Genomic DNA, 16,422 nt, shown 5'->3' with positions numbered 1-16,422 from the left:
CATGGAAAACATCGCATGGATGGCCTGGACGCTGCCGACCGCGATCTTCTTTGTCATGCTGGCGCTGACGCTCGGCGTGATGACATGGCTTGGAGTCGCTTATCCCGAAGCCGAGCGCGTCGGCATCCTGCGTATCCCGACCACGCGCGGCGACCGGCTGTTCATTTCGCTTATCCTCGCCGCCGTCATCCATCTGTTGTGGATCGCCTTTGCCGGCACCGACCCGCTTCTGACGTTGCCGATCGGGGAGGGCGTTGAAATTTCGAGCCTGTGGCTCGCAACCCTGATTTCGCTCGTCTCGGCCGTTGCGATCTTTCGCACGGTCTGAAACGGCGGAAAAAGACAGATCCGGGATCAACCCGGGCCTGAATATGTGTTTGTCGCTGCAACCGGAGGATCCAACATGCGACGCTTGAGAGGAAGAAACGGTCCCTTGACCAAGGAGAGCTTTCTGACCATGACCAGCGCGGCTGCGCTGATCGCCGCATCCGTGACCATTGCCGCACCTGCGCGTGCGGACGACGCCGTCAATCAAAGGTGGATCGACAGCGAATTCCAGCCCTCCACGCTGTCGAAGGCGGACCAAATGAAGGAGCTGCAATGGTTCGTCAAGGCCGCCGAGCCCTTCAAGGGCATGGAAATCAACGTCGTGTCGGAAACCATCACGACGCATGAGTATGAAGCGCGCACGCTGGCGAAAGCCTTCACCGAAATCACTGGCATCAAGGTCAAGCACGACCTGATCCAGGAAGGCGACGTCGTCGAAAAGCTGCAGACGCAGATGCAGTCCGGCAAGAACGTCTACGACGGCTGGATCAACGATTCCGACCTGATCGGCACGCATTTCCGTTACGGCCAGACGGTGATCCTGTCGGACTACATGACGGGCGAGGGCAAGGATGTCACCAACCCGCAGCTCGACGTCAACGACTTCATCGGAAAGTCCTTCACCACGGGCCCGGACGGCAAGCTCTATCAATTGCCTGACCAGCAGTTCGCGAACCTCTATTGGTTCCGCTACGACTGGTTCTCCAATCCGGAATACAAGGCCAAGTTCAAGGCGAAGTATGGCTACGAGCTCGGCGTTCCCGTGAACTGGTCGGCCTATGAAGACATCGCCGAGTTCTTCACCAACGACATCAAGGAGATCAACGGTGTCAAGGTCTATGGCCACATGGACTACGGCAAGAAGGATCCCTCGCTCGGCTGGCGTTTCACCGACGCCTGGCTGTCGATGGCCGGCAACGGCGACAAGGGTATCCCGAACGGCAAGCCGGTCGACGAATGGGGCATCCGTATGGACGGCTGCCGTCCGGTGGGCTCGTCGGTCGAGCGCGGGGGCGACACCAACGGTCCCGCCTCGGTGTACGCGATCGCGAAATATCTCGACTGGCTGAAGAAGTATGCCCCGCCGCAGGCGCAGGGCATGACCTTCTCCGAAGCAGGCCCGGTGCCGGCGCAGGGCAACATCGCCCAGCAGATCTTCTGGTACACCGCCTTCACCGCCGACATGGTGAAGCCTGGCATCGCGGTCGTGAACGCGGACGGCACGCCGAAGTGGCGCATGGCGCCGTCGCCGCACGGCTCGTACTGGAAAGAGGGCATGAAGCTCGGCTACCAGGACGCCGGTTCGGCGACGCTGTTGAAGTCGACGCCGCCGGATCGCCGCAAGGCGGCCTGGCTCTATCTGCAGTTCATCAACTCCAAGACGGTGAGCCTGAAGAAGAGCCATGTCGGTCTCACCTTCGTGCGTGAATCCGACATCTGGGACAAGTCGTTCACCGAGCGTGCGCCCAAGCTCGGCGGCCTGATCGAGTTCTACCGCTCGCCCGCGCGCGTGCAGTGGACCCCGACCGGCAACAACGTGCCTGACTATCCGAAGCTCGCCCAATTGTGGTGGCAGAACATCGGCGATGCGTCGTCGGGTGCAAAGACGCCGCAGCAGGCGATGGATGCGCTGGCTGCAGCGCAGGACTCGGTGCTCGAACGTCTCGAGAAGAGCGGCGTGCAGAAGGAGTGCGGGCCGAAGTTGAACAAGAAAGAGACGGCCGAGTTCTGGTTCGCCAAGGCCGAGAAAGACAAGTCCATCGCGCCGCAGCGCAAGCTGGCGAACGAGAAACCGAAGGGCGAAACCGTCGACTACGACGCGCTGATCAAGTCGTGGCCGGCAACTCCGCCCAAGCGGGCGGAGGCGAAGTAAGCTTCGCGCGTTCCGAGTGATGCAGACGAAAGGCCGGGAGCGATCCCGGCCTTTTTCTTTTTTACCTCGCCCCGCTTGCGGGGAGAGGTCGGATCGCATCGAAGATGCGATCCGGGTGAGGGGGATTCTCCGCGAGTCGGATGCGTGGAAGGAGCCCCTCACCCGACCCTCTCCCCGCGAAGAGCGGGGAGAGGGAGGTCAGCATCGCGCCTCACTCCGCAGCTTGCGCCGCCGCCAGCGTCGGATAATCCGTATATCCCTTCGCGCCGCCGCCGTAGAATGTCGCCTTGTCCCATTCGTTCAGCGGCGCGCCCTTCTTCAGCCGCTCGACCAGATCAGGGTTCGAGATGAACGGCTTGCCGAACGCGATCAGGTCGGCGGCGCCGGCCTCGAGCACTTTTGTCGCCAGATCGAAATCGTAGCCGTTGTTGGCGACATAGGTTCCGCTGAAGCGCTTGCGCAACGATGCATAATCGAACGGCGCGTTGTCGCGCGGGCCGCCGGTCGCGCCTTCGATGACATGGATGTAGGTCAGCTTCAGCGCGTCGAGCCCATCTACGATATGATCGAACAGCGGCTGCGGATTGGAGTCGGAGACGTCGTTGGCCGGGGTCACCGGCGAGATGCGGATGCCGGTGCGCTCGGGGCCGGCGATCGCGGCCACCGCCTGCGACACTTCCAGCATTAGTTTTGCGCGGTTCTCGATTCCTCCGCCGTAAGCATCGGTGCGCTTGTTGGTGCCGTCCTTGGCGAACTGGTCGAGCAGGTAGCCATTGGCGCCGTGGATCTCGACGCCGTCAAAGCCGGCGGCCAGCGCGTTCTCGGTGCCGCGCTTGAAGTCGTCGATGATGCCTGGAATTTCCGACAGCTCCAGCGCGCGCGGCTCGGAGATCTCGGTGAAGATGCCGTTCACAAACGTCTTGCCCGTGGCGCGGATCGCCGATGGCGCGACCGGCTTGCCGCCGCCGGGCTGCAGCGTGGTGTGCGAGATGCGGCCGACATGCCAGATCTGGATGAAGATGCGCCCGCCTTTTTCATGGACGCGGTCGGTGACCTTGCGCCAGCCTTCGACCTGCTCCTTCGAATAGATGCCGGGCGTATCCTGATAGCCCTGACCCTGCTGCGAGACCTGGCTTGCTTCGGTGACGAGCAATCCGGCGGAAGCGCGCTGGCCGTAATAGTCGACCGCGAGCGGGCTCGGCACCATGCCGGGCGGCACCGCGCGGTTGCGGGTCAGCGGCGCCATCACGAGGCGGTTGGGAAGCGTAATCGGGCCAAGCTTGAAGGGCTCGAACAGTTTGGTCTGGCTCATGTCGGGGACGTCCGGGTGGATGATGATAGGGAAGAGTTGGGCGTTGCCGCCGATTGCGCAATGCCCGAGCCATTCGGCTTGCGCAGACGAGCTGCGCGCGGTCCCGGTCGCGTCGGTGTCGAGCAGTAGCGGTCGCGCGCCGGCGTAGGATAATTGTTTCCAAATCGGCGCCGGCGCAGCATAGGCAAACCCCCTTCAGGCTTCCTTCATCATGCTGTGGTGCGCCGTAAATCCCATGCGCCGGTTATCCAGCTCCGCGACGGGTCCGGTGGAGTCCACCTGCAGCAGCTCGAACGTCAGGCATTCGCAACCGATCGAGCGAAGCACTTGGCTGGCGGCCTTCTGGACGCTATTGCTGAAGCTCTGGTGATCCATCTGAATTTCGAGGCGGGGTTTTCGGCTGCACACCGCCTTCACGATCGATTGCAGGCGGATGTAGATCTCGTCGCGATAGTTCTGGGTGCTTTCGAAAGCGGCCCGGGGATCGACGATCTGGGTGCGCGCGACATAGATGAGGTTGACCGCAAAGCGGTCCGCGGAGACTGCGCCTTGCGTGAACCGAAACACCTCGGGCCGCAAATCGATCCGCGCCAGTTGGCGGCTGCCGGCGCGGATCCGGTGCCGGCCGGGTGTGAGGGCTTTTTCAAAACGCCCGTTCCGGTAGAGCAGCACGGTTTCGAACTGCTGAACGCAGACCCGATCGAAGCCGAGCAGCCCCGTGATCCCCTTCCTGAACAACGACTGGAGCCATGCCCACGCCCCGGCGATTAGAGCGATTACAATCAAAGAAAAAACGATAGAGCCCAGAAGTTCACCCACTTTTATCCTTCCCTGCCGTGTTTTTATCTCGTTGGCGGATACCGCGGTACCAGCTCTTCTCTTGGCTTTTCCTGCGTCGAAAATAAGTCATTGCTATCTGAAGTAGAATGATAAATCGAAAAAAGCAGGGGCTCTTTCCCCGCTATTTGGATTTCCGATCGGCGCATCATGGCGACGAATTGCCGGCCCCCGTCGCCCCTGCGAACGCAGGGACCCAGCCACTCGCTTGTTTTGTCGCAGGCGCGCAGTCAGAATTGCGCTTGCACGAAGGGCCAATCAGTCCGCAGCGCACACCGCCGCAGGGTAGGCAAAGGCGCAAAGCGCCGTGCCCACCAGCTTAGCGCCGCGCTCATGATGGTGGGCACGCTTCCGCCTTCGCTCGCCGAGCTTCCGCCTGCGCTCTGGCGAGCTACGGCGGACAAGTCGGCGGGACAAGGTCGATTTGCCTACCCGCTAGCTAGCCATGTCCGGGTATGTCGGCCCCATCGGTCGCGTACTGCCGGATCTTGTTGCGCATCGTGCGCACCGAGAGTCCGAGCAGGCGCGCGGCGTGGGTGCGATTGCCGTGGCAACTCGCCAGCGTCTGCAGCACGAGCTCGCGCTCGATCGCCTCGACCGTGGAGCCGATCAGCATCGGCACGATATCGTGGGGTGAGGGCGTCTGAGAATCCGACACCGGAATCTCGGGGACGGGGACACGGTCCACGCCAAGGTAAAGGTCGCTATACTCCCGGGGCATCAACACCTCCCGATCGACGCTTGCTCCGAAACGCGGAGCAGAAACATCAGGAATCACAACCCCCTGCCGCAGGGAAGCGTGGGCGCGAATGGTTAACGGAAGGTTAATGGGCACGGAAAAGTTTTGACGTAGGGTTCGCACACCTAGAGGTATGTTGAGCAGTGGGCAGATGATCGCATGAGCGCACCGCACCTGCACAGCGATATGCGGAACGATTTATCCCGGATGTCGCTGCGCTCTTCCGGGCTACTTGCTTCGTTCATCCGGGCTATGCGGCTAACGCGCCGACTCCTTGGCCCGTTTTTCAGTTGCGATCGCTTCTGCAGTCTTCGTCGAACGGACCATCAGAAATGTTCCCGAGAGCGTGGTGCCTGGCAGCCTCCAGCGCCCATCGATTTCCGTCACCTCAGCATTGACCAAGCCTTCATAAAAGACCGTGTCATAGCCGCAGCCAGATGGCTCGTAACGTTTGACGAACGATACGGCGCTGCCGGATCGATGACCCGCAATCGAGGCGTTGTGGGTGCGCAACGGGCAATCGCGCATTATGCAGGGCTCGGTCACGTTTCCTCCGAGCGCGCCACCGGACTCGATGAGCGTCGCCAGAAACGTGACCATTCCAACCTGCGGCTGAACATAGGTGCCGTGCCAGACACCAGTCAGACTGTCGGTCATTGCGGCCCGGATGCGTGCGTAGCCCTCACAACACCCGATTGCTCTCCTTCACCTTCTCCGCATCCAGATACACACTGCTCCCCATCTCCTTGAACTTGGCGCTCATCGCCGCCATGCCGTCCTCGATGGTGCCACTTACCGACATCCCGACGCTCGCCGGATCGTTCAGCGTCGCCGCATAGTCCCGCACGTCCTGCGTGATCTTCATCGAGCAGAACTTTGGGCCGCACATCGAGCAGAAGTGGGCGACCTTGTGGGCTTCCTTCGGCAGCGTCTCGTCGTGGAAGCTCTTCGCGGTATCCGGATCGAGGCCGAGGTTGAACTGGTCGGTCCAGCGGAAGTCGAAGCGGGCGCGGGAGAGCGCGTCGTCGCGGAGCTGGGCGGCCGGATGGCCCTTGGCCAAGTCAGAGGCGTGGGCGGCGATCTTGTAGGTGATGACGCCGGTTTTCACGTCGTTGCGGTCGGGCAGGCCGAGATGCTCCTTCGGCGTGACGTAGCAGAGCATGGCGCAGCCGAACCAGCCGATCATGGCTGCACCAATGCCCGAGGTGATGTGGTCGTAGCCCGGCGCGATGTCGGTCGTCAGCGGTCCGAGCGTATAGAACGGCGCCTCGCCGCACTCCTTGAGCTGCTTGTCCATGTTGATCTTGATCTTGTGCATCGGCACGTGGCCGGGGCCTTCGATCATCACCTGGCAGCCTTTTTCCCACGCAATCTTGGTGAGTTCGCCGAGCGTCTCCAGTTCGGCGAACTGCGCGCGGTCGTTGGCATCGGCAATCGAGCCGGGCCGCAGGCCGTCGCCGAGCGAGAACGAGACGTCATACTTGCGCATGAGGTCGCAGATCTCCTCGAAGTGGGTATAGAGGAAGCTCTCCTTGTGATGCGCCAGGCACCACTTCGCCATGATCGAGCCGCCGCGCGAGACGATGCCGGTGACGCGGTTGGCGGTGAGGTGGATGTAGGGCAGGCGGACGCCGGCGTGGATCGTAAAATAGTCGACGCCCTGTTCGCACTGCTCGATCAGCGTGTCCTTGTAGAGCTCCCAGGTCAGCTTGACGGGATCGCCTTCGCATTTCTCCAGCGCCTGGTAGATCGGCACGGTGCCGATCGGCACCGGCGAGTTGCGCAAGATCCATTCCCGTGTGGTGTGGATGTTGCGGCCCGTCGAGAGGTCCATCACGGTGTCGGCGCCCCAGCGGATCGCCCACACCATCTTGTCGACTTCCTCTTCCACCGACGAGGTGACGGCGGAGTTGCCGATGTTGGCGTTGATCTTGGTCAGGAAATTGCGGCCGATGATCATCGGCTCGAGTTCGGCGTGGTTGATGTTGGAGGGGATGATGGCCCGTCCCCGCGCGATCTCGGAGCGGACGAACTCTGGCGTGATGAAGGCGGGGACCTCCGCGCCAAAGCTTTCGCCGTCGGCAAGCGCCGCTTCTGCGCGCTCGAGCTGCTGCTTACGGCCGAGGTTCTCGCGCTCGGCGACGTAAATCATTTCCTTGGTGATGATGCCGGCGCGGGCGAATTCGAGCTGCGTGATCTTGTGGCCGTCGAGGCCGCGGATCGGCTTGTGATACGCGGTGAAGGCCTTTGCGGCGTGCGAGGCGCCGACATTGCCGTTGTCTTCCGGCTTGATCGCGCGGCCCTCATATTCCTCGACGCCGCCGCGCTCCTTGACCCAGGCGAGACGGTGCCGGGCTAAGCCGGCGTTGACGTCGATCACGACGGAGGGGTCGGTGTAGGGGCCGGAGGTGTCGTAGACAGGGAGGTTCGGCTCGCCCGCGCCTTCCGAGAGGAAGATTTCGCGCAAGGGCACGCGCAGGTCGGGCGCGGCGTCGGGCGTTGAAAAGATTTTCCGCGACGAGGGCAGCGGGCCGGTGGTGACGGCGGGCAGGGTGGTGTCGGGGTTGGAGCGAATGTTCATGGAATCCTCCGTTTTATGGGCGTCGTTCCGGACGGGCCGCGAAGCGGACCGATCCGGAACCTCGAGGTTATTGAGCGAGATTCCGGGTTCGCGCTTGCGCGCGCCCCGGAATGACGCCGGTGGAAATTTCTTCGGCCATTGCGAGGAGCGAAGCGACGAAGCAATCCATTGTCACCGATTGCGCGGTGGCAATGGATTGCTGCGCTCGCAATGACGGGGAAACAGTGGGACATCACGCCGCCTCCGCGCCCTGGCCCAGCCATTGCCGCACCCGCGCATCCGGATCGGTGTTCTGGGTGACGTCGCTGACGACGGCGATCGAGTCGGCGCCGGCGGCGTAGATTTCGGCCGCCTGTTCAAACTTGATGCCGCCGATCGCGACCAGCGGGATGTCGCCGATGCGCTTTTTCCATTCGGTGATCTTTGGAATGCCCTGCGGCGCAAAACGCATCGATTTCAGCGTGGTCGGAAAGATCGGACCGAGCGCGATGTAATCGGGCTTGGCGGCGAGCGCGGTCGCCAGCTCCTCGTCGTCGTGCGTGGAGATGCCGAGCGTCAGTCCAGCTTTGCGGATTTCGGCAAGGTCGGCACCAACGAGATCTTCCTGGCCGAGATGCAGGTGCTTCGCGCCGGCGACGATCGCCGCGCGCCAGTAGTCGTTGACGACGAGTTTGGCATCGGTGCCCTTGATGACTTCAAGGGCGTCGGTCACGATCTGCAGCGCCTCGGCGTCGTCGAGGTTCTTGGCGCGCAACTGTATGGTGCCGACGCCGAGCAGCGCCAGCCGCGTCACCCAGGCGACGCTGTCGACGACGGGATAGAATCGATCAGGATACGGCATGCCAGAACGGAGTCCCGATCACAGGGGTGGAGGGCGAGGCGAAGTCGCGGGCTTCCATCAGCCCGGCTTCGTACGCGGTGCGGCCGGCTTCGACGCCTGATCGAAACGCCTTCGCCATCGCGACAGGGTCGGCAGCTTTTGCCACTGCAGTATTGAGCAGCACGGCGTCGTAGCCGAGTTCGAGCGCGTGCGCGGCATGCGAGGGCGCACCCAAGCCGGCGTCGACCACCAGCGTGATGTCGGGCAGGCGCTCGCGCATCAGTTTCAGGGCGTCGCGGTTGGTGATACCTTTTGCACTGCCGATCGGCGCGGCCCAGGGCATCACGACCTTGCACCCCGTTTCGACCAGCCGCATCGCGACCGACAGGTCTTCGGTGCAATAGGGGAACACTTCAAAGCCGTCCTTGATCAGGATTCCGGCCGCTTCTACCAGGCCGACCACGTCAGGCTGCAGCGTGTCGTTGTCGGCGATCACTTCCAGCTTGATCCAGGGCGTTCCGAACAGTTCGCGCGCCAGCTTTGCCGTGGTCACCGCTTCGCGCACGCTGCGGCAGCCGGCAGTGTTCGGCAGCACGGTGACATCGAGCTCGCGGATCAGCGACCAGAACGCGTCGCCCGTCTTGCCGCCGGCGGCCTCGCGCCGCAGCGACACGGTGACGATGTTGGCGCCAGAGGCGCGGATCGCCTCCTGCATGATCGCCGGCGAGGGATAGAGCGCCGTGCCGATCAGGAGACGGGAGGGGAAGGTCTTGCCGTAGAAATTCAGCATGGTCACGGTGTTTCCTCAAATGATCCTGTCATCCCCGCGAAGGCGGGGATCCAGTACGCCGGGAAGGCTGAAGTCAAACGGATAGGCCACGGCGTACTGGGTCGCCCGGTCAAGCCGGGCGATGACAGCGGAGTGTGCGGCGTGATCATCCCCATCACCCTCCCTGCCGTGGGGTGATGATCTCGATCTCGTCGCCGGCCTTGAGCTGCGTCTCCGCCCAGCGGCTTTTCGGCAGCACGTCATAATTCAGCGCAATCGCGAAATGCGTGCCTTCGTAGTCGAGCTCGGAGAGCAGCGCGTCGACGCGCTCCGCGGCGATCTCGCGCACTTCGCCGTTGACGGTCACACGCATCGCATCACCTCATTGTCGATCGCGCCGCGCTGCACATAGGCGAGCGTCAGCTCGGCCAGCGCGGGCGCCACCAGGAAACCGTGGCGGTAAAGGCCGTTGACCGCGATCTTGCTCTTGCCGATCGTGATCCGCGGCAGATTGTCGGGGAAGGCGGGACGCAAGCCGGAGCCGAACTCGACGATGCGCGCTTCGGCAAAGGCCGGATGGACGGCATAGGCCGCGCCGAGCAGCTCCAGCGCCGAGCGGACGCTGACGCCGGTGTCCTCGGCCTCGATCGAGGTCGCGCCCAGCATGAATTTGCCGTCGCCGCGCGGGATGACGTAGAGCGGCCAGCGCGGATGGATCAGCCGCACCGGGCGCGACAGCTCGACCTCGCCCGTCTCGATGATGATCATCTCGCCCTTGACGCCGCGCAGCTCGGGCTGCTCGGCGCGCGCCGAAAGCCCGCGGCAGTCGATCACGATGCCGTCGAGATCTTCCGCAGTGACGTCGCAATCGAACTTGATCGTGCCGCCGGCGGCTTCGATGCGCGCGTGCAGCTCGGGCAGCACCTTGCGCGGTTCGACATGGCCTTCCTCGGCATAGAACAGGCCGTCGCGAAAACGGCCATCCAGCGAGGGTTCGAGCTCGCCGACGCCGGATGCGTCGAGCCTGATATGGCCGCGGGTGAGCTTGGCAAACCGCTCGAAATCGGCGCGGTCGCGCGGGTGCGCCACCACCAGCGATCCGTTGAACGGGGTGTCGGGAAAAAGTTCGCGCCACAGATCGAGCGAGCGGAAGCCGAGCCGGCCGATCACGGGCTCGGACGTTTCTGCCTCGCAATAGGGCGCCAGCATGCCGCCGGCCCAGTGGCTGGTGGAGAGCGTCATATCGGCGTCACTGCGCTCATACAAAGTGACGGCGTGGCCGGCCTGTGCGAACAGCAACGCCTGCCATGCGCCGGCAATGCCCGCGCCGATGATGGAAACGGGGGAATCCCCGTGCAGATCTGACTTCTGGTACATCCCTGTCCCTTCGCCGGCATGACCCGGATCAGGTTCAAAGGGTCACCGCGGTCCCAGCACGCCACCTTTTGAGGTAACTGCCCAAGCTTGCGGTATCTCAGCTCCTCGTCGGAGCACCCCTCGGAACAGGGCTAATGTAGGCGGTTGGGCGAAGGTGTCAACGCGGCTTTGCTGGAACTTGCAAGGCTGCCTTGCTCTGGACGCAGCGCAGCGCTTGGCGATGCGCTGCTGAGCCGGGGCCCAGGACGGCTGGCAATAGGGTCCCGTTTTGCGGAGCAGCGCTACCGGACGATGCTTCGCATCGCCGGGACGGCGCCGCACCGCGCCCCGGGACACGAGGTTTGCTGTCTTGGTTTAGCTATTTCGCCGCTTGCAGCGCGTTCGCGTCAGCCGGCGTTCCGACCGGGCTGGCGACGATTTTCGGTGTCGCACCGCTTGCCAGCACCGGCGCGATCTGCAGTGGCTTTTCCGGCCGCTGGCGCTTTGCAGCGTAATAATAGCCGCTCGCATAGTAACGCACGGCGCGGCTGTGATCGCCATGGGCGGCGCGATAGGCGCCGGCAAGATATTTGATGCCCCAGACGAGATTGGTGTTGGGATCGCGCAGGCCCGCGGCGTCGCCGGTGTAGCCGAGGCCGCGTGCGGTCGGCAGCTTGATCTGCATCAGACCGATGGTGCCGCCGCGTCCGACGAGGTTCGGATGATACTTGCTCTCGCGCACGATCACCCTGTGCACCAGCGCTTCCGGCACGTTGTTGGCGGCGGCATGGGCGGCGACCATGCTTTCATATTGCGCGCGGCTCTGCGCCATTGCGGAAGGTGAAAGCAACAGCACGGCCGCAGCGGCGAGCCAGACGAACTTCGATAAACTTTTCATAAAAACAATCTCTGGGCGAGCGGCGCGTTAGCGATTGCGCTTTCGCGTAGTTCCATTACCGGGCGAGGATGTGGCGAAAAGCGGACGACATCGCGGCGAGACCTGCGGCTGACGCAGTGTTGGCAAACGCGGGCCAGCGTGACGCTGACGTTGTGCGTGCGATGCATCGCGTCTGCCAACGCGAAACTGCGTCACGCGGACGCGCAAGGAATGTCGTGCAAATGACGCAGTCAAGGTGTAAAGAAGATTTCCGCGACAAAACCAATTCATTCCGACAACAATCCTGTCTCATTCAACGAATTTTAAAAAGCGAGGCGTCGTTACGACGTCCGAAGTCAAAGGGAGATGCGCCATGGCTCGACTCGATTCCAGCTATCTGCCTCGCGGAAATCCCTGCGCCCAATGCGGCAAGCCGATCCCGAGACCCGATTGGGTCGAGAGCAGCCCGGGCCGCACGTCCTTCCTCTGGTTCTGCCGCGCCTGCGACTATCGGTTCGAGGCGATCGCGATCTACGAGGAAGCGGATCCCGACGCGCTCGCGGCCTGACCGCCCACATTTCATTGACGCTTCACCGGTATCGCCAGACGGCGTTGGCCGAGCCCCGTGCGTTTCGCCCTTTCCGAATGGGGCAGGCTGGTTGTCGTAGAGCGGAACCAGCCGGACGCAGCCACGTTGACTCCCCATTCATTGGTGGAGGCTGCGATGGCAAGCGAGGTCATGGCCAAGCCACATCCGCTGATCGCGAGCGACCGTGTCGAAGGGACCGCGGTACGCCGGCCGAACGGGGATATGATCGGCCACATCGAACGGCTGATGATCGACAAGGTCACTGGTAAAGTATCGTATGCAATCCTGAGTTTCGGGGGGTTTCTGGGCATCGGAGCCAATCTGATTCCGCTGCCCTGGGGACGGCTTCGCTACAGCACACGGTTCGAAGCCTACGAACTCGATATCGACGACGAAGAGCTGAAGCGCGCGCCGTCATTCAGTGCGGACAAGGATTTCGACTGGGGCGATCGCGCAAAGGAAGCCGAACTGCATCGCTATTACGGCATGCCGCCCTACTGGGGCGGTTTCTGATGCAGTGTCGCAGCGGCGTGTTCCACGCGAAACGGGTGGAACACTTGTTGAAGTGCCGGGTTTTCCTCAAAGCGTTTCTGAACTGAGGAGAACCGATATGTTAGCTAAAACTGCCGTTGCCGGCCTCGCGGCGTCCGCGTTGCTGGCGAGTGTCGCGTTTGCGCAACAAAGTCCTTCGGCAACGACTGAGAGCGCCAAGACCGCCGCGCCTGCGGCTGCATCCGATACCTCGTCGTTCAAGGGCACCTGGCGGGCTTCGAAGATGGTCGGCCTGAACGTGTACAATGACAGTAACGAAAGCCTCGGGTCGATCAACGATCTCCTGACCGACAAGAGCGGCGATATCAAAGCCGCGGTGATCGGTGTCGGCGGCTTCCTCGGCGTCGGCGAGCATCTGGTTGCGGTGCCCATCGACAAGGTGAAGTTCGTCGATGAGCCGATTGCCTCTAGCACCGCGAGCGCGCCCGCGACCGGTGGGGCACGCACAGGCGCAGGCACCACGACGGGTGCTGCGCCGGCTGCAACTCCGCCCAAGAGGAATCCGTGGTATCCGGATCACGCTGTGTTCAGCGCGACCAAGGATCAGCTCAAGGCGATGCCCGAGTTCAAGTACTCGACCGAATAAGCCGCGGTCTTTGGCGACCAGGCTTCTTCAAAATGGCCGGACGGCGTGATGCCGTCCGGCCATTTGATTTTGCGGATGCCCGTTCGTGCAATGGTACCGCATGTCCTATCGGCGTCCGCGTCCCGATGATAGGTTGTGTCGCGGCAGGAGCACCTGCTTCCTGCCTTGCATGGATCCTGGCATCAACGGGAGGACGACATGGCGGAGAGCGTCTACAAGGTCATCGAGCTGATCGGCACCAGCAGCGAATCCTGGGAGAAGGCCGCCGCGGGCGCGGTCAGCCGCGCCGGAGAAACCCTGCGGGATCTTCGTGTGGCCGAAGTGGTCCAGCTTGATCTGCAGCTAGACGCCCAAGGCAAGGTCGAAGCCTACCGCGCCAAGCTGAAAGTCTCGTTCAAGTTCGAGGGTTCGTAGCCGGCGGCATAGCGTAGGGTGGGCAAAGGCGCTTGCGCCGTGCCCACCATCTATCACCGCGCTCGCCTCTCGACGGTGGGCACGCTTTCGCTTTGCCTACCCTTGCGGCATCGAAATGGGTGCAGCCATCACAGCGCCGGCAGCGCGGTCACATGGACGTTGATCGCGCCTTCGGCTTCCGCGATCACGCGCAGCGTTTTGGAATCGAAGGCGATGCCGGCGAGCCGCAGCTTGCGGATCTCGGCCGAGACTCGCAGGCCGTCCTCGTTCTTCTGCAGATCGGCGATCGCGGCGGCAATCTTCTTCTGCGCGTTGCTTGCGAACGGCTTGAGGTCGACGACAGCTTTCTCTGCCAGCGTCTTCTGCAAATGCGGGACGGCCGCGCGCGCCGCGGCGCCCAACAGGCCGAAAGCAGCCTCCGATTCGACGGCAAGCTCGGTATCTGTCAGCCGCAGCGTCTGCTCGGCCTGATCGAGCACAGGCTTGCCCCAGATATGCACATTGGCCTCGCCGCCGAGGCCGAGAAAACTCTTCTTCTCCCTGGCGGTCACCAGCAGCGAAATCAGCAACCGGTTGCCGGACGCAGCCACGCTGGCGCGCTTGACGGTGACGTCGACCGCGCCGGAGCCGTCTTCAGGAAAAGCCTTCCCGGCGAACTGCGCCTCCACGATCCTGTTGATCTCGGTAAACGGCATATCGATGGGCACGCCGATCGCTGCCCGTCCCGGCGTCGGCGGCACCATGGCGATCGTGGCGGGGAACGGGCAGGACGGCTTGGTTTCGCTCGGAGTGATCCGGGTCTCCGCCTCGATCCCGAGCGTCAGTATGAGGTTCGAGGCATCGACGCGCGGCTGCGCGGCAATCGCGCGCGTCGGGCGCAATTCCAGCCACAGCGCCGGCATCGTTGAACCGGCTGTCGTGCCCTGCAGCGGAATCGAACGGCAGGCCCTGGCCCATTGCACCCGTGCGTTCCGCTCGAAGGTCGGATCGTTGCGCATGCGCGCCTGCACCAGCGCGATCTGCTCGGCGACGTTCTGATCGATCAACGGTTTCACCTGCGCCGGCACGTTGACGCGCGCGCCCGCCACGCTGAGGCTGCTGTCGCCGAGATTGACCTGGCCTGCGAGGTTCGGCTCGATGCGCCAGTTCGCGGCGATCTGTGGTCGCGCTGTTATGACGACGTTGCCCTTGATCTCGGCGCTGGCGTTGAGGTTCTTGATGTTCACGCTGCCGATCTGCTTGGCGACGTTGCCGCCGAGCAGGCCTCCCAGCGCTTCGCCGACTGCACCGGTCGCCTTGGCCGACAGCGAGCCGGTGACGTTCAGCGTGCCCGTCAGCGGCGTCGCCAGCGACAGCACGTCCTGCGCGCCGGTAGCTACGATCGGCCCGCGCGAAGCGGTCCAGCCGATGTCGGCGTTCTGCAGGATCTGCGAAATCGGATTGTCGGCCTTGCCGGCGAAATTGCGCGGCGCGCCACGATCGGCGGCATCGCGGATCGCCGACAGCGCAACCGCAATCGGCGCCATCACCGTGGATGCGCGCGCCGCCGGCGGCAGCGGCGGCAATTCGGCAAGCGCGGGCACACTGTTCGTGGCGCGCGGCGCGACGAAGTCCATCACCTTCAGGCTGACCACAAACGAGATGACGAGGACCGCAAGCGCGATCGCAATGGTCCTGACCCGCACCGGCAGACGCATTGTCCCCCCCCCCGGACCCCAATGAATTGCCCCACAACGTTTTACAGGGGTGGGGAGGGGGACGCCACTGCACATTGCCGCGACCTTAGGTCAACGCAAACGGCCCCGGCGAGCGCCATGGCCGTTTCTCGCATTAATAACGCTAATCTCTCAGCGGATGGTCCGGCCGAGATCGGCGCGGCGATCCGTCATCGGCAGCACGATCACCTTGGTTCCGACGCTGACCCGCGAGTAGAGGTCAATGACGTCCTCGTTGGTGAGGCGCAGGCAGCCCGAGGAAACGCGGGTGCCGATCGTCTCCGGCGCGTTGGTTCCGTGAATGCGATAGATGGTGCCGCCGAGATACATCGCGCGGGCGCCGAGCGGGTTGCCCGGGCCGCCGGTCATGTGGCGCGGCAAATAAGGTTGGCGGGCGATCATTTGCGGAGGCGGGGTCCAGGCCGGCCATTCGGCCTTGCGGGTGATGGTCTGGGTGCCTGACCAGGTGAAGCCGTCGCGGCCGATGCCGATGCCGTAGCGCATCGCCTGGCCGTTGCCGAGCACGAGGTAGAGATAGGTGTTCGGGGTGTCGATGATGATCGTGCCCGGCGCCTCGCGCGTATAGTAGTTCACGACCTGGCGGCGCAGGCGGGCCGGCAGCTCGAAGCGCTCTTCTTCCTGGGGCGCAGCCGCAACCGGCGGCGGGGCCGCTTCGATCTGCGGCAGGAAAAACGGAAACAGCGGCAGTGGAGCCGCAGTGGCGGGCGCGGAAAATGCGGTCGCGCCAATCGCGAGCGTAGCGAAGGCTGCAGCCGCGAAGCGGCTCCGTGTCGATGAATTGGACATGATCGTCCCCCTGGTTGTCGCACCAGTTTCGGCGCGTCGTTGGGGAAACCTCTACCGATGAACCGTTTCAGGACATTTGCACGAAATCGCCAAAATGGTTTCGTCGCGTTAGGGAATTGTTTCGTTAAGGTTTCGTTGCGGGGCCGCCGGGGACGACCGGAGCACTTACTTCCCTCTCCCCTTGCGGGAGACGGGTGAGGGTTCTCTCCGCGGAGACAGATGCCTCATCCGCCGTGGACTGCGTCCGCGCCACCTAACCGCGCCCCAC

18 protein-coding genes and 1 riboswitch are annotated in these 16,422 nt (G+C 63.4%); of the genes, 6 read left to right on the top strand and 12 right to left on the bottom strand.

All coding sequences use genetic code 11. From position 1 onward, the window contains the following. The first annotated feature begins 1 nt into the window (after position 1). Both LMTR13_RS31830 and LMTR13_RS31825 read left to right on the top strand, forming a co-directional pair. Positions 2-328 carry a DUF2160 domain-containing protein gene (locus tag LMTR13_RS31830; RefSeq protein ID WP_065731215.1) on the top strand — a complete coding sequence of 109 codons (327 nt, stop codon included), beginning with the start codon at positions 2-4 and terminating at the stop codon, positions 326-328. Between the two features lie 129 nt (positions 329-457). Further along, positions 458-2,200, top strand: coding sequence for an ABC transporter substrate-binding protein (locus LMTR13_RS31825; RefSeq protein ID WP_065733127.1), 1,743 nt, complete (start codon positions 458-460; stop codon positions 2,198-2,200). Between the two features lie 211 nt (positions 2,201-2,411). Here LMTR13_RS31825 and LMTR13_RS31820 read toward each other — a convergent pair whose 3' ends face one another. The 10 genes from LMTR13_RS31820 to LMTR13_RS31775 form a co-directional block, all read right to left on the bottom strand. Beyond that, positions 2,412-3,512, bottom strand: a complete 1,101-nt coding sequence (locus tag LMTR13_RS31820; protein ID WP_065731214.1) for an alkene reductase — start codon at positions 3,510-3,512, stop codon at positions 2,412-2,414. A gap of 195 nt (positions 3,513-3,707) precedes the next feature. Then, on the bottom strand, positions 3,708-4,250 hold the full coding sequence (locus LMTR13_RS31815) for an SPFH domain-containing protein (RefSeq protein WP_065731213.1): 543 nt from the start codon (positions 4,248-4,250) through the stop codon (positions 3,708-3,710). A gap of 538 nt (positions 4,251-4,788) precedes the next feature. Beyond that, positions 4,789-5,070 carry a helix-turn-helix domain-containing protein gene (locus LMTR13_RS31810; protein ID WP_083219309.1) on the bottom strand — a complete coding sequence of 94 codons (282 nt, stop codon included), beginning with the start codon at positions 5,068-5,070 and terminating at the stop codon, positions 4,789-4,791. A gap of 276 nt (positions 5,071-5,346) precedes the next feature. Further along, the gene (locus LMTR13_RS31805) at positions 5,347-5,745 is read right to left on the bottom strand and encodes a hypothetical protein (RefSeq protein ID WP_065731212.1); all 399 of its coding nucleotides are present in this window, start codon (positions 5,743-5,745) and stop codon (positions 5,347-5,349) included. A 25-nt stretch (positions 5,746-5,770) separates the two neighbouring features. Next, on the bottom strand, positions 5,771-7,669 hold the full coding sequence (thiC, locus tag LMTR13_RS31800; RefSeq protein ID WP_065731211.1) for a phosphomethylpyrimidine synthase ThiC: 1,899 nt from the start codon (positions 7,667-7,669) through the stop codon (positions 5,771-5,773). A 232-nt stretch (positions 7,670-7,901) separates the two neighbouring features. Next, positions 7,902-8,510 (bottom strand): thiamine phosphate synthase, encoded by a 609-nt coding sequence (locus tag LMTR13_RS31795; protein WP_065731210.1) that lies wholly within the window; start codon positions 8,508-8,510, stop codon positions 7,902-7,904. Further along, positions 8,497-9,279, bottom strand: coding sequence for a thiazole synthase (locus LMTR13_RS31790; protein ID WP_065731209.1), 783 nt, complete (start codon positions 9,277-9,279; stop codon positions 8,497-8,499). The genes LMTR13_RS31795 and LMTR13_RS31790 overlap by 14 nt, the downstream gene beginning before the upstream one ends. Positions 9,280-9,433: 154 nt before the next feature. After that, on the bottom strand, positions 9,434-9,631 hold the full coding sequence (gene thiS / locus LMTR13_RS31785; RefSeq protein ID WP_065731208.1) for a sulfur carrier protein ThiS: 198 nt from the start codon (positions 9,629-9,631) through the stop codon (positions 9,434-9,436). Next, entirely contained in the window at positions 9,622-10,635 is a 1,014-nt protein-coding gene (locus LMTR13_RS31780) for an FAD-dependent oxidoreductase (RefSeq protein ID WP_065731207.1), read from the bottom strand. The genes thiS and LMTR13_RS31780 overlap by 10 nt, the downstream gene beginning before the upstream one ends. Continuing rightward, positions 10,623-10,766, bottom strand: a riboswitch (TPP riboswitch). Its footprint overlaps the gene before it by 13 nt. A gap of 227 nt (positions 10,767-10,993) precedes the next feature. Further along, positions 10,994-11,512: a lytic transglycosylase domain-containing protein gene (locus LMTR13_RS31775; protein WP_065731206.1), complete on the bottom strand. Its 519-nt coding sequence runs from the start codon at positions 11,510-11,512 to the stop codon at positions 10,994-10,996. A 352-nt stretch (positions 11,513-11,864) separates the two neighbouring features. Here LMTR13_RS31775 and LMTR13_RS31770 point away from each other — a divergent pair, with 352 nt between their 5' ends. The 4 genes from LMTR13_RS31770 (at position 11,865) to LMTR13_RS31755 (ending at position 13,632) form a co-directional block, all read left to right on the top strand. Then, positions 11,865-12,059 carry a hypothetical protein gene (locus LMTR13_RS31770; protein WP_057854958.1) on the top strand — a complete coding sequence of 65 codons (195 nt, stop codon included), beginning with the start codon at positions 11,865-11,867 and terminating at the stop codon, positions 12,057-12,059. A 156-nt stretch (positions 12,060-12,215) separates the two neighbouring features. Then, on the top strand, positions 12,216-12,593 hold the full coding sequence (locus LMTR13_RS31765) for a PRC-barrel domain-containing protein (protein WP_065731205.1): 378 nt from the start codon (positions 12,216-12,218) through the stop codon (positions 12,591-12,593). A 97-nt stretch (positions 12,594-12,690) separates the two neighbouring features. Further along, positions 12,691-13,218, top strand: coding sequence for a PRC-barrel domain-containing protein (locus LMTR13_RS31760; protein ID WP_065731204.1), 528 nt, complete (start codon positions 12,691-12,693; stop codon positions 13,216-13,218). 198 nt (positions 13,219-13,416) lie between these two features. After that, entirely contained in the window at positions 13,417-13,632 is a 216-nt protein-coding gene (locus tag LMTR13_RS31755; protein ID WP_065731203.1) for a dodecin family protein, read from the top strand. A 128-nt stretch (positions 13,633-13,760) separates the two neighbouring features. Here LMTR13_RS31755 and LMTR13_RS31750 read toward each other — a convergent pair whose 3' ends face one another. Further along, positions 13,761-15,329 carry a DUF4403 family protein gene (locus LMTR13_RS31750; RefSeq protein WP_065731202.1) on the bottom strand — a complete coding sequence of 523 codons (1,569 nt, stop codon included), beginning with the start codon at positions 15,327-15,329 and terminating at the stop codon, positions 13,761-13,763. A 150-nt stretch (positions 15,330-15,479) separates the two neighbouring features. Beyond that, positions 15,480-16,154: a L,D-transpeptidase gene (locus LMTR13_RS31745; protein WP_065731201.1), complete on the bottom strand. Its 675-nt coding sequence runs from the start codon at positions 16,152-16,154 to the stop codon at positions 15,480-15,482. Positions 16,155-16,422: the final 268 nt, after the last annotated feature.

Origin of the sequence: Bradyrhizobium icense (assembly GCF_001693385.1) — a bacterium.
GTDB classification, from domain to species: domain Bacteria; phylum Pseudomonadota; class Alphaproteobacteria; order Rhizobiales; family Xanthobacteraceae; genus Bradyrhizobium; species Bradyrhizobium icense.
The sequence above is the reverse complement of the archived record's forward strand: the minus strand, read 5'-3'. Positions and strand labels throughout refer to the sequence as shown.

What these genes read in the sequence shown, in the direction of transcription:
- LMTR13_RS31770 (WP_057854958.1), top strand. Translation starts at nt 11,865, where the DNA reads ATGGCTCGACTCGATTCCAGCTATCTGCCTCGCGGAAATCCCTGCGCC.
- LMTR13_RS31795 (WP_065731210.1), bottom strand. Translation starts at nt 8,510, where the DNA reads ATGCCGTATCCTGATCGATTCTATCCCGTCGTCGACAGCGTCGCCTGG.
- LMTR13_RS31750 (WP_065731202.1), bottom strand. Translation starts at nt 15,329, where the DNA reads ATGCGTCTGCCGGTGCGGGTCAGGACCATTGCGATCGCGCTTGCGGTC.
- LMTR13_RS31805 (WP_065731212.1), bottom strand. Translation starts at nt 5,745, where the DNA reads ATGACCGACAGTCTGACTGGTGTCTGGCACGGCACCTATGTTCAGCCG.
- thiS (WP_065731208.1), bottom strand. Translation starts at nt 9,631, where the DNA reads ATGCGTGTGACCGTCAACGGCGAAGTGCGCGAGATCGCCGCGGAGCGC.
- LMTR13_RS31775 (WP_065731206.1), bottom strand. Translation starts at nt 11,512, where the DNA reads ATGAAAAGTTTATCGAAGTTCGTCTGGCTCGCCGCTGCGGCCGTGCTG.
- LMTR13_RS31810 (WP_083219309.1), bottom strand. Translation starts at nt 5,070, where the DNA reads ATGCCCCGGGAGTATAGCGACCTTTACCTTGGCGTGGACCGTGTCCCC.
- LMTR13_RS31830 (WP_065731215.1), top strand. Translation starts at nt 2, where the DNA reads ATGGAAAACATCGCATGGATGGCCTGGACGCTGCCGACCGCGATCTTC.
- LMTR13_RS31780 (WP_065731207.1), bottom strand. Translation starts at nt 10,635, where the DNA reads ATGTACCAGAAGTCAGATCTGCACGGGGATTCCCCCGTTTCCATCATC.
- LMTR13_RS31755 (WP_065731203.1), top strand. Translation starts at nt 13,417, where the DNA reads ATGGCGGAGAGCGTCTACAAGGTCATCGAGCTGATCGGCACCAGCAGC.
- LMTR13_RS31760 (WP_065731204.1), top strand. Translation starts at nt 12,691, where the DNA reads ATGTTAGCTAAAACTGCCGTTGCCGGCCTCGCGGCGTCCGCGTTGCTG.
- LMTR13_RS31820 (WP_065731214.1), bottom strand. Translation starts at nt 3,512, where the DNA reads ATGAGCCAGACCAAACTGTTCGAGCCCTTCAAGCTTGGCCCGATTACG.
- LMTR13_RS31765 (WP_065731205.1), top strand. Translation starts at nt 12,216, where the DNA reads ATGGCAAGCGAGGTCATGGCCAAGCCACATCCGCTGATCGCGAGCGAC.
- LMTR13_RS31790 (WP_065731209.1), bottom strand. Translation starts at nt 9,279, where the DNA reads ATGCTGAATTTCTACGGCAAGACCTTCCCCTCCCGTCTCCTGATCGGC.
- LMTR13_RS31745 (WP_065731201.1), bottom strand. Translation starts at nt 16,154, where the DNA reads ATGTCCAATTCATCGACACGGAGCCGCTTCGCGGCTGCAGCCTTCGCT.
- thiC (WP_065731211.1), bottom strand. Translation starts at nt 7,669, where the DNA reads ATGAACATTCGCTCCAACCCCGACACCACCCTGCCCGCCGTCACCACC.
- LMTR13_RS31825 (WP_065733127.1), top strand. Translation starts at nt 458, where the DNA reads ATGACCAGCGCGGCTGCGCTGATCGCCGCATCCGTGACCATTGCCGCA.